The 10913-nt window shown below is 51.3% G+C and carries 9 protein-coding genes, 2 tRNA genes and 3 pseudogenes; 7 read left to right on the forward strand and 7 right to left on the reverse strand.

Annotated features, from left to right (window positions below; translation table 11 throughout):
• Positions 1-614: pseudogene (locus NNN64_RS21735) on the forward strand (hypothetical protein); the annotation flags it as partial.
• Between the two features lie 231 nt (positions 615-845).
• Here NNN64_RS21735 and NNN64_RS21740 read toward each other — a convergent pair.
• A complete protein-coding gene (locus NNN64_RS21740; RefSeq protein WP_202038756.1) occupies positions 846-1394 on the reverse strand; it encodes an AAA family ATPase in 549 nt (182 codons plus the stop codon).
• A gap of 263 nt (positions 1395-1657) precedes the next feature.
• On the opposite strand from NNN64_RS21740, the gene NNN64_RS21745 reads away from it, so the two are divergent.
• The 5 genes and pseudogenes from NNN64_RS21745 (at position 1658) to NNN64_RS21765 (ending at position 2860) form a co-directional block, all read left to right on the forward strand.
• A complete protein-coding gene (locus NNN64_RS21745; protein ID WP_063941528.1) occupies positions 1658-1990 on the forward strand; it encodes an EmrE family multidrug efflux SMR transporter in 333 nt (110 codons plus the stop codon).
• 18 nt (positions 1991-2008) lie between these two features.
• Positions 2009-2263 (forward strand): annotated as a pseudogene (locus NNN64_RS21750) (GNAT family N-acetyltransferase); the annotation flags it as partial.
• Between the two features lie 16 nt (positions 2264-2279).
• Positions 2280-2505 (forward strand): annotated as a pseudogene (locus NNN64_RS21755) (glutathione peroxidase); the annotation flags it as partial.
• A 198-nt stretch (positions 2506-2703) separates the two neighbouring features.
• A tRNA-Val gene (locus tag NNN64_RS21760) sits at positions 2704-2780 on the forward strand.
• 3 nt (positions 2781-2783) lie between these two features.
• Positions 2784-2860: transfer RNA gene (locus tag NNN64_RS21765), tRNA-Val, on the forward strand.
• Positions 2861-2927: 67 nt separating this feature from the next.
• Here the strand turns inward: NNN64_RS21765 and NNN64_RS21770 are convergent.
• On the reverse strand, positions 2928-3725 hold the full coding sequence (locus NNN64_RS21770) for an MBL fold metallo-hydrolase (RefSeq protein WP_271442735.1): 798 nt from the start codon (positions 3723-3725) through the stop codon (positions 2928-2930).
• Positions 3726-3973: 248 nt separating this feature from the next.
• On the opposite strand from NNN64_RS21770, the gene NNN64_RS21775 reads away from it, so the two are divergent.
• Positions 3974-4714, forward strand: coding sequence for a substrate-binding domain-containing protein (locus NNN64_RS21775; RefSeq protein WP_271442736.1), 741 nt, complete (start codon positions 3974-3976; stop codon positions 4712-4714).
• Here NNN64_RS21775 and NNN64_RS21780 read toward each other — a convergent pair.
• The 5 genes from NNN64_RS21780 to NNN64_RS21800 all read right to left on the reverse strand — a co-directional run bounded on the left by NNN64_RS21780 (position 4683) and on the right by NNN64_RS21800 (position 10795).
• Positions 4683-5435 carry an ABC transporter ATP-binding protein gene (locus NNN64_RS21780; RefSeq protein ID WP_271442737.1) on the reverse strand — a complete coding sequence of 251 codons (753 nt, stop codon included), beginning with the start codon at positions 5433-5435 and terminating at the stop codon, positions 4683-4685. The two genes, NNN64_RS21775 and NNN64_RS21780, sit on opposite strands and share 32 nt — an antisense overlap.
• Positions 5432-6436, reverse strand: a complete 1005-nt coding sequence (locus NNN64_RS21785; RefSeq protein ID WP_271442738.1) for a FecCD family ABC transporter permease — start codon at positions 6434-6436, stop codon at positions 5432-5434. Before NNN64_RS21785 ends, NNN64_RS21780 begins: the two co-directional genes overlap by 4 nt.
• Positions 6423-7478 carry an ABC transporter substrate-binding protein gene (locus NNN64_RS21790; RefSeq protein ID WP_137383295.1) on the reverse strand — a complete coding sequence of 352 codons (1056 nt, stop codon included), beginning with the start codon at positions 7476-7478 and terminating at the stop codon, positions 6423-6425. Before NNN64_RS21790 ends, NNN64_RS21785 begins: the two co-directional genes overlap by 14 nt.
• Before the next feature lie 164 nt (positions 7479-7642).
• Positions 7643-8653, reverse strand: coding sequence for an ABC transporter substrate-binding protein (locus NNN64_RS21795; protein ID WP_271442739.1), 1011 nt, complete (start codon positions 8651-8653; stop codon positions 7643-7645).
• Positions 8654-8662: 9 nt separating this feature from the next.
• Complete coding sequence (locus NNN64_RS21800; RefSeq protein WP_271442740.1) at positions 8663-10795, reverse strand: TonB-dependent receptor; 2133 nt, start codon at positions 10793-10795, stop codon at positions 8663-8665.
• Positions 10796-10913 lie beyond the last annotated feature (118 nt).

A 10913-nucleotide genomic window follows, 5' to 3' on the forward strand; every position in this document is an offset into this window, starting at 1 on the left:
GGGTAATAGTAACTTTAATTTCATATTATCTTGCTCGCTCGCTAGTCTCTAACTCATTTGATATTCCTTTTGACACCACATTTAACAAACTCATGACAGCAGTCACGGCCTTGCTTTTTATATTTATCTTCTACTATGCTATTTATTTTATGTGCACCCCTTATTTAACCCTTATTATTCCACAGGTGAAAAAGGTAAAGGCAACACCCTGTTGTGATATTAACTATTCAATGTCTGTTTTTGCTCCATTATTTTTTATTGGTTACATTTCATATATTGCATTTAGTGTTCAGACATTCTCCATCATCAAATTCGGTTACGGATTAGCCATGGAATATGACACACGAGACACTTTCTTTTGTAAGAATAAATATATGTGGCTTAACGAACATCCTAAAGCTCGATTTATGTTTATCTCTGAAGGAAACTATCGTGCATTAATACCTCATCATGATGACTTTACAATATCACGCTTAACCTGTACGAATAGTGAGCCGTACTATTCACTAGTTACCGTAAAAGATAAAAAAGATTTCATGTTAGATGCTTTGAATCAGCGAGCAGAGATGCTTGCTATCGACCTAAAGACAGCAATATCCCCGAATGCCCAATAACATTCACCAGTTACGTAGCTATGCACACGAAATCCCACACTTTAAAGGATGCATACTGCGGGATAGATTAAGGCGTTAGGTTCTGAGGTCTAAAACGTCCGCAGATCGCTCACAGCGGACCTTCAGATCCGTTAGTTAGTCCACTCCGTGCCAGGAACGGAAGTTGTATATTCACTGGAATGCGACAGATTCAGGTATGGTGATTCGTCATTACGCGTAGTTGATATTTTATCAACGCACTATCCTGGAAAGGATAAAATCCACACGATCCTCTACAGAAACACATGGCAATTCAATCAACTGATAATCATACGTACGGTATGTTTTCACCATTGCCTGATATGTCGCTATGGCGATATCGAAAGATTGTTTACGCTCTGTATCCTGTACATATATGTCACGCCAGGGTGGTGCAATAAATACGGTTCGGTTATAGCGAAATTTCTCGATGGCATTTTCTAAATGCCTCGGTATGGTAAGTTCAGAAAGGCTTAAATAACCTACAACATCAGGAACACCACGGTCGAATAAGCATGGTTGTGTTTGCCCTTCAGCTTCGTGCCACGAACGCATTTCCCAGGATAGCATGAGCTCTGCAAATGCAGTCTGGTTGGCCCACGGTAATGCATTGCCACCTATGTTCACCTGATCTTGTATAACGCCTCTTCCCGCTTCTTTAGAGCACCAAAACCCTCGTTTTTTAATCGTATCAATTATCGTGCTTTTGCCTGACCCTGGACCACCTGTAAGAATGAAACGATGTTGAAAAGCTGAAGACATTGAACCCTCCTATACATTTATAGACGCGATAAAGCAGCAATACTGATGGCGCACGTTTCACGAGTTGCCAGATTACTTGTTGACGGTTTTACTAGCTACATTTTATATCCCCATTGAATATCTGCTCCCGCTCAAAGCGGACCTTGCAGTGCTTCGCCAGATGCCATGAAACGGACGTTTCAGTAGTCGTTCGGGCTGTGTTCAAACTCACCCACCCCTTTGTGCTACGATATTTGCTTTAGATTGTCACATAGGATCAGATTTTGAATTCATACATTTTCCTTGCCGGGGCCATCGTAGCTGAAGTCATAGGTACAACCCTGATGAAGTTCTCTGACGGATTCACACGCCTATGGCCATCTGTAGCAACTATTGTGTGCTACTGCACCGCCTTTTATCTTCTCTCCCAGACTCTGTCGACCATTCCGACGGGTATTGCGTACGCAATTTGGTCAGGTGCTGGAATCGTATTAATCAGCCTTTTGGGCTGGTTGGTCAGTGGGCAAAAACTTGATTTTCCAGCGATCGCAGGCATGCTTCTTATTTGTGCTGGGGTTCTGGTTATTAATATTTTTTCAAAATCCTCCCCACATTGATTCTCTTATCTTGCTCAGTTAGATCCGGAATATCAGGGGCAGGGTTTTATGCGTGAGGCCAGTAATGTCGCTACGGATTACTGGTTTAATACGTTAAATAAGACGGTATTGCGTGCGCCGAAAGCATCTCTCAATATCCGTTCCAAACGTATATCAGACAGTAGCGGCATGCGGCTTATCAAGACGGAAAAAAAAGAGTATGTCAGCGGGTTGCTGGATTCTGAACTTTGGGAAATCACGCGCGACGAATGGAACGCTCGTCAGGTTGGTTAATATAAATGATGGAATGTACAGTGTGGGCTTCCCGATGTTTGAGAAAGTGGAAGTCAACGGTGCCGCTACGCACTCGGTATTTCGTTACCTGAAAACGAATTATCCGCCGCGCTGGGTGGGCGGATCAAGTGAAATTTTACTACGTTCCTGATCGGGCGTGACGGCAAGCCGCTCAAGCGTTTTACCCCTTCACTACCCCAGAGAAAATAGAAACCACTATCCTTACCGCGCTTAAAGGCTGAGCGCCCCTGTAATTCAATCCGACCCTGCCTGCTCCAGTTCGCTGTCTGAATAAAAAACACGCTGCAAAATCAACAAAATATAATCAACTTGCTTAATTACTCTGCAATCGCGTGAAAACATGCAGAAAAATGCTAATTCCCTCTTGCCTCATTCGGTCTGTGCCGCTAATATTCGTCCCCGTTGTCACCTACAACGTTGCGTTCATAGCTCAGTTGGTTAGAGCACCACCTTGACATGGTGGGGGTCGTTGGTTCGAGTCCAATTGAACGCACCATTTGCGTCCGTAGCTCAGTTGGTTAGAGCACCACCTTGACATGGTGGGGGTCGGTGGTTCGAGTCCACTCGGACGCACCAAATCATATCCCTTTGATTTGGTGCTTTTCTACTTCGAAAATTTTCAAACGTTCTCCTGAAATTCACCCTATTCTTTGCGCAGACAAGTAAGATACTTCTGCACCGATCGCTCCACAATCTGTCTGGCATTAAATTTAATATCCTGACCTTCAAATGCACCATAGAGTCGGTCGAATCTGACATCCTGCAATGCGTGCATAATGTGGATAACCGCGCTTGCCGACAATGGCAGCATATTGGGGTAGCTCCACATAAACGACACTGCATCCGCACCGGGGGTGACCTGCAGAATATCGCCCGCGAGTATTATCCCCTCTCCATCATCAATATGCATAATACTCCCCCCCGCAAAATGTCCGCCCAGGCGTAACAACGTCACGGTAGGGAGCAATTTATGCACATCGCCTTCCCACAGCCGAATAGAGGGACTGTCACGCATAATCCACTGGCGATCGTCAGCATGCAGATAGATTGGTGCATCGAATGCTGCCGCCCAATCCTGCATCGTGGAGTAGTAGTGAGGATGCGAAATAGCAATAGCGCTCAACCCACCCAGCGCGGTGACGAGCGTCTGCGTGGCCGGGTCCAGATTCGCAATACAATCCCAGAGCACATTCCCCTGTGGGGTGCGTAGCAAAAATGCCCGCTGGTTAATGGCAAACCGTGGCACAGTCTGAATGCTCAGTAGCAAATGCTCATGCTGCTGCCATTTATTCGTATGCGTCGCGTGAAGCACGGCTGGATCGATCCATGATTGCCCGCTAACGGGAACATACTGGCGCTCATCTTCGCAGATTTTGCAATGCGTTATCGCCCCTTGCGCATCGTCATACGACGTTCCGCAGGTCTTACACAAGATTGTCATTTGTCTTCCCCCTGCACGCATGCCCTCTTCCGTTCCCGTTCAGGATCTTTTCATTACGGTCAAAGCATAGAACAAAAAAAGATAGCGTCAGCATCCCACCGCACCCTGGATCAAATACCCCGATGAATGTGACTACGACACCAAATGATACAAGCGGAATCGCGTCACCAGATGCCTTCAAAATCCCTTGTACAGAGCGTATCATTCATCTTCTTCGCCTAACCGCCATAGCCCAGAGATCAGATTTCATGCCCTCTTCAATCACCCTCCTTGCTGCGGGAAGTTTACGACTGGCATTTACCCCACTGCTCAATCAGTTCACCCGCCTTAGCGGCATTGAGGTCAACGTTGGCTATGGCCCGGCAGGGTTGCTACGCGAGCGTATTGAAGCCGGGGAACCGTGTGCACTGTTCGCCAGTGCAAATCGGGCACATCCGCAACGGCTACTGGACACACGCCAGGCCGTTTCCACGCATACACTGTGCTGGAATCAACTGGGTCTGGTCACCAACCGGCGCGGTGAATGGCTGGATTTACTGCGCGACCCGGCACTGCGTATTGGCACATCCACACCGGGTTGCGACCCTTCCGGTGATTATACCTGGGCATTATTCGACAACATGGATGCACTGGAACCGGGCCTTGGACGACAGCTTCGTGCACGCGCCCTGCCACTGGTTGGCGGCCGCGATACGCTCAGCATCCCGCCTGGTGAGTTGGCAAGCAGTTGGATTCTTCGCCAGGGGTTGGCCGATCTGTTTATTGGTTACGCGCATTATGCAAAAGCACTCGGTTCACAGTCCGATGTTCGCTACGTTGCTATTCCTGCTGCACAGAACATCTTGTGTGAATACCAACTCGCGGTGCTCGATGCTTCTGAGGAAGTGATGAGACTGGTTAAATTTATGCTTGCCCACGACGGTCAGGCGTTGCTGACCGCCGCCGGTTTCTTGCCCGTTAGCGCTGGATCGCAAACAGCGGCGCAATAAACGGAGTCTGATAGTTTTCCACACTAAATTTTCGCAATGGCAGGCCATAGGCCTGGAACAGATTGTCTTCTGTCACCACGTCGTCTGTCGGCCCTGCCAGCCATTTGCCCTCGGGAAGCAACAGCAGCGTATGGGTTGCAATCTGTAAGGCGTGCAACGGATCGTGCGTCGAGAAAAGCACGCTACAGCCCTGCCGGTGTGCCAAATCGCTGATGAGCTGTAGCACGACCTGCTGATTAGCAAGATCCAGCGCTGAACATGGCTCATCAAGCAACAACGTCTGGCATTCCGTAACCAGAGCGCGGGCAATCATCACCAGTTGCTGCTGACCACCAGAAAGTGAGCTAAACGATGTGGCGGCGAGATGCGCAATGTTTAGCTGTTCCAGCGCCTGCTCCGCCCGTTGTTGATCCTGACGGCTGGGCTGAGCAAACAATTTTACGTGCTGCGCCCGCCCCATCAACACCACATCGCTCACCGTATAGGGAAACGGCAGATGGCAATGCTGGGCCACAATGCCTATCCCCCCATGAACGTCAATACTCCCGCCCAGTGCGGGTCGCGTGCCCGTAAGCGTATCCAGCAGCGTGCTCTTGCCCAGACCGTTTCGCCCAAGCACCGCCCAGATCTGGCCTTGCTCACACTGAAAAGTGAGGGGGTCAAACAATGGAGAGCGATAGCCATAGCTAAGCTGATTCACACTGAGCGCAACAGATGTCATTGTTTCCCCCGACGACTGGTACGAATAAGCAAGAAGGCAAACAGCGGTGCGCCGAGCAACGCGGTGATGATCCCCAGCGGTATTTCCGCATGCATCAGGGTGCGGGCGATATCATCGACCGCAATCATAAAACCGCCCCCCATCCAGAATGCACACGGGAGCAAGCGACGGTGATCAACCCCCACCAGCAGCCGCGCAAGATGGGGAATAACCAGCCCGACCCAGGCAATGCTGCCGCTGACCGCCACCTGAGCGGCAACTAAAAACGCGCAGCACACCAGTACGCTACGCCGTAGCGGGACCACCGCCACGCCCAGCGCCTTAGCATCTTTATCATTGAGCGATAACAGATTTATCCGCCAGCGCAACTGGTACAACATCGTCGCCGCAATGGATACCGGGATCGCCAGCAGCAGGACTTTATGCCAGTTAGCCGTGGCAAAACTGCCCAGCAGCCAGAATACGATGTTCGGCAAGGTTTCTTCCGTATCGGCCTGGTATTGAATCAGGCTCACCAACGCGGCAAAAAAACCACTTAAAATGATGCCAGACAAGATCAGCACCAGCGTATTTTCCAGCCCCTGTAAGGCCGCAATGGCATACACCAGAATGAGCGCCGCCAGACCGAAGAAGAAGGTTGACCCCATCATCAGCCACGGCTCAAGGCCCAGCAGAATGGCCAGCGTCCCGCCGAAGGCCGCCCCCGAGGTTACGCCTATGATGTGCGGGTCGACCAATGGGTTGTGAAACACCCCTTGCAAGGTAGCACCACACAATCCCAGCGCACCACCCGCCAGCAACGCCATCAGAATACGCGGTAGTCTGACCGTCCATATCACCTGACTGGCAATACCCTGTGCATCGCCAAAATGGCTGAGTTGATAAAACACGTCACGTAGTGACAGCGGATATTGTCCGAGACACAGCGAACTGACCCCCAGCACCAACACCCCTGCTATCAGTAATGATTGCAGGGGGAAACCCCGTTTACTTAGCAGCATCAGACTGCCAGTTCACACGATAAAAACGTTGGTAGTAATCCTGCGCCTGCGCATCCACGTCGACATTCTTATAGGCATCCGGGTATAGTTTTTTAGCCATCCACAGCTCACCTATCGCCAACGCTTCCGGCATTGGATAGCCCCAGGCTTTGGCATATTCAGGCATCAACCAGACGCGATGATTTTTCACCGCATCAATGCCCTGCCAGTTAGGATCGTTTTGGATCTCAGTGACCACCTGCGGATATCGGTCCTGAACAAAAATCACCTGCGGGTTCCACGCCAGCACCTGCTCAAGCGCCACCTGACGTGCGCCTTTCACGCTGGCCGCCGCCACATTTAACCCTCCCGCATGTTGCATCATCAGGCCGGTGTATTTCCCGGAACCGTAGGTCATAAGGTCAGGGTTAGCCATATAAATGCGAACCTTTTGCGCTTCCGGTATGGCTGCAACTGGTGCATTGAATTTTGCTCGCGCCGTAAAGACGTAATTGATCAGCGTTTCCGCCTGCGTTTTACGCCCTACCACATCCGCAATCAGGCGGATCCCCTGCTTTAAACCGTCGTTGTAGACCTGCTCTTCATCAGCCATCGTCGGGTTCATTTTATTCTGTTGCCCGGCAATATCCTGACGTAACGAGATAGCCACCACCGGGATACCGGCATTCTGAATCTGCTGGATCATCTCGGCGGGCGCATAGTTGGCGACAAACACTACCTGCGGATGAATTGCCAGCAGACTTTCGATATTCACGCTGGTGAGATCGCCAGGCGTAGGCAGCGTAGTTATTGTCGGCATAAACCGGGCAAACTCAGGCCCAAGCTGTTTTTTCCAGCTCGACATCACGCCGACAATATCCTGCGCAGCATCCAGTTGCACCAGAATATTCAGCGTCTGGTGTTGCAGCACAACCACCTTATCGACATGGTCAGGGATCGTAACCTGACGCCCAAGTTGATCGGTGATAGTGCGATCCGCCTGCGCGGAAAAGGCAAAAAACATGCTGGCGCAAACCAGCACAAAAGAGCGAAGCGTTAACATAGATACCATCTGGACTGGGAAAAATTCGATATGCATTAAATTATATAACGTGATAGCTGGCAACCCATTATCGCCAGGCACGGTATACCGCCACGCGGTTCGTCGCGGCAAATACAGCGTGTAACCCTGAACTGGCCTGCATTTGCCCGTCCGCGCTTCCCGCTTTACCCCTGTGGGGGTAGGCCGGCTAAAATCCGCATCGCCTGCGCCTCGCTAAGCGAATAATCAAAAAACTGGCGGTAAAAATCGCGGGTTACGTTAACCATGTCCAGACCGCTAAACAGTGTTGGATGCAGCTTTGACGCGGCCCACAGCAACTGCAACGCACTTTCGGTTCCATAGCGATCCCAGGGGAAGACGCCCGCCGGATTGCGCCAGACTTTGCCCTGTTTCACCGCGTTAAGTTCTTTGAACAACGCGGCATAAGGTGAACTGGCAATATCGCCACATCCCGCCCCGAGAATAATCACCTCCGGCTGCCAATACAGCACCCGCTCGGGTGAGACTTCTTTCATGTTACCGTCCACTTCCCCGGCGACGTTCCGCCCACCAGAGAGCGCAATCCAGGTATCAATCAACGTGTTTCTACCGTCGACTTTCAGCGGGTTTAGCGACTGAATGTGCAGAACCCGCGGGCGCTGATTTTCCGCTAACGTCGCCGTTTTAGCGCGAACATCCGCAATCGTGTGGGTTAAAAATTGATTATATGCCACCGCCCTGGCGCGCGCCTGGTCCGTACCCAACACGTCCGCCGTGGTCGTGACCGACTTTTCCATCGACGGATAATCAGTAAATGCCATTTCCAGCGTCGGGATACCCGCCTGGTTGTAGCTCTGCGCATCCCCCTTGCCCTTTGCGACAAACAGTACGTCGGTATGCAGAGCCAGCAGGGCCTCGCTATTGAATGACGTCCCGTGAATTTGTAAGGCCTGATTAAGCGATGGGTTTATTTTGAACATCCACGGCTGGCTCTGTGGGTGGTTGACGGTGGCGACAATCTGACGTCCCGCCCCCAGCGTCATCAGCACCGAGTGATGGGCAAACCAGCTATCCGCAATACGTTGAACCTGTGTGGGGACGGTGACAGTGTGACCGGCATCATCCACAACCTGACGCGTGGCCAGGGCGGGAAACGCCAGCCACACACAGAGCAGCCATGTGTGGCACGTTTTCATCAGCAATCCTTAAAAATCAACCTGAACAGAAATCTGCGCCTGACGTGGGGCGCCAAGTTGCGCGCTGGCCGCCCCGGCCCCCGTATAACCCGTCAACGCGCCGGGGACAATGTTGGTCCAGTAGCGGCGGTCAGTCAGGTTAGTGATATCAAACCGGAAAGTCGTGGGTGTGTTCCACAGTCTGGTGGCATAACGGCTACCAATATCCACCGTGGTATAACTGCCTACCCAGGTATCATTCGCGTTATCGGTAGCCCGACGTCCGACGTAATGCACGTTGGCATCCACATCCAGTCCCTGAACCTGTTCAATGCTATAGACTGCCAGCACATTCGAGGTAAAGCGTGGCAAGCCGACAACCTGCTTACCATCTGCATTACTGGCGGCAGTGTTGTGCAGCATGGGGTCCAACCAGGCGGCTCCCCCTAACACCCGTAAATTTTCCGTGATATGCCCATCAGCCATCAGTTCCAGCCCGCGGTTTTTCTGCGTACCGTTCTGAGCAAATTCACCGTTGTCGTTGGTATAAGCAAAGGGACGTTTTGCTTCAAATAGTGCAGCGGTGAGCAGCAGATCTTTGACGGGCGCATATTTTGCCCCCACCTCCACCTGATGGCTGCGATACGGATCCAGTACGTGTCCTGCGTTGCTGGCCCCGGCCGGTGCGGTATCCCCCTGCTGCAAACTGTCAGCCCAGGTGGTGTACAGCGTGACGTTCTCAACCGGTTTATACATCAGGCTGGTGGAGCCGCTCATGCCGTTATCCTTTTGGCGACTGGTTTCATGACCGGATTTGTTATAGTTGCTGACGGTAAACAGGTTTTCGCTACCTGACAGCAACAAACTCCATTGCGGAGTGAAATGCAGCGTATCGCTTAACAGAAATGCATGCTGCGTAGTGGTCGCCGAATGATAGCGATTAGTAAAGTCAGGATAAGGCGGGCGTGGATAGTCGGGATGTTGATCAAGTGAAGAATGCCCCAGCGTAAAGGTTCCCCCATTTCTCGGGTTATAGTTTTTCCATACAAATCCGCGCATTCCGGTCGCGATATCCTGCGTCAACCAGCCGGAATCAATGCTGCCGGTCAGGTTCGCTAAATAGCTGTTGATCGTAAAGCGACTGGCCGCTGAATTCGAGGTCGTGGTGGTGTAGTGACCCCGATTATCCGTCAGGGTATTGGTTACCGCCGTCGATTCGCGGTCAGCCACCTGGTGCAAGGCCCCCAGATCCAGCATCCAGTTACCGTCAAAATCATGCTTGATGTGCATGTCCGCGGTGGTCGTTTCATCATCATGACCTGCATACGACTGACCATATTTACTGTTAGTCGGATCGAATGCCGAAGGAAACTGCACACCTTTTGCCAGCGCAAAGCTGCCCGGCATGCCTTTTTCGTAATAATGGTAATAGCTGAAATTACTCTCCAGCACGGTTTTCTCGGTCAACTGAAAATCCAGGCCCAACCCCGCGTACTGCCGCCGAACATGACTATCGGTGGTGTAACTGTGCCCTTCATCATTCATCAGGTTGAGGCGGTACTTCACTCTGTCTCCCTCGTCGACAGGCCCGCTGAAATCCATTGATGCCAGCGTTCCTGACCCTGTACCTTGCCCTACGGTAACCCGATGCAGTGGCGTATCCAGAGGGCGTTTCGAGACCAGATTAAACATCCCCGCCGGGTTGGCTGGCCCGTATAGTGAACCCGCAATACCGCTCAGTACGTCTATATTCTGGAACTGCTCTGTCGGATATTCGGTGGTGGAAACGGCATTCAGCCCATCAATCATATGGTTTTGCACCACGCTCCCTTGCATGCCACGGGTTTGTGGTCGAACACCCTCTCCCTGAACGGACGGTATGTAGCGATAAACATCCTTAACATCTTTGATTTGTTGCTGATCAATCACCTTTTTCGACAGTGTTTGTACTGACCACGGAACATCGATTAACTCTCGCTGGCCCAGGCTACCGATCGTCGCCTTTTTTTCAGCCGCCGCAGGCTCCTGCTCGGGAAACGAAGATTGAGCAGGCGCGGAGGCAGTCACGGTAATGGTGTCATCAGCATGGGCCGACAGGGGGGCAGCAAGACAAGAAAAAGTCAGCAACCCGGAGGCAATTGGGGTGATTTTGCAATTTAACATGTGTTGATTCAATTCGTTAGATAGAAAGACTGGCGGTCGCTAACACAAGCGCCTTCTCTTGCGGGGCACGTTTATTATATTTGTATGATGAATAGGATAGGCTTAATCGATATATATG

The organism is Citrobacter sp. Igbk 14, from assembly GCF_028069825.1.
Taxonomy (GTDB): Bacteria; Pseudomonadota; Gammaproteobacteria; order Enterobacterales; family Enterobacteriaceae; genus Citrobacter.

Bases quoted from the DNA above. Each gene is read 5' to 3' on its own strand.
- NNN64_RS21740 (WP_202038756.1), bottom strand. From the start codon at position 1,394: ATGTCTTCAGCTTTTCAACATCGTTTCATTCTTACAGGTGGTCCAGGG.
- NNN64_RS21770 (WP_271442735.1), bottom strand. From the start codon at position 3,725: ATGACAATCTTGTGTAAGACCTGCGGAACGTCGTATGACGATGCGCAA.
- NNN64_RS21775 (WP_271442736.1), top strand. From the start codon at position 3,974: ATGCCCTCTTCAATCACCCTCCTTGCTGCGGGAAGTTTACGACTGGCA.
- NNN64_RS21780 (WP_271442737.1), bottom strand. From the start codon at position 5,435: ATGACATCTGTTGCGCTCAGTGTGAATCAGCTTAGCTATGGCTATCGC.
- NNN64_RS21785 (WP_271442738.1), bottom strand. From the start codon at position 6,436: ATGCTGCTAAGTAAACGGGGTTTCCCCCTGCAATCATTACTGATAGCA.
- NNN64_RS21790 (WP_137383295.1), bottom strand. From the start codon at position 7,478: ATGTTAACGCTTCGCTCTTTTGTGCTGGTTTGCGCCAGCATGTTTTTT.
- NNN64_RS21795 (WP_271442739.1), bottom strand. From the start codon at position 8,653: ATGAAAACGTGCCACACATGGCTGCTCTGTGTGTGGCTGGCGTTTCCC.
- NNN64_RS21800 (WP_271442740.1), bottom strand. From the start codon at position 10,795: ATGTTAAATTGCAAAATCACCCCAATTGCCTCCGGGTTGCTGACTTTT.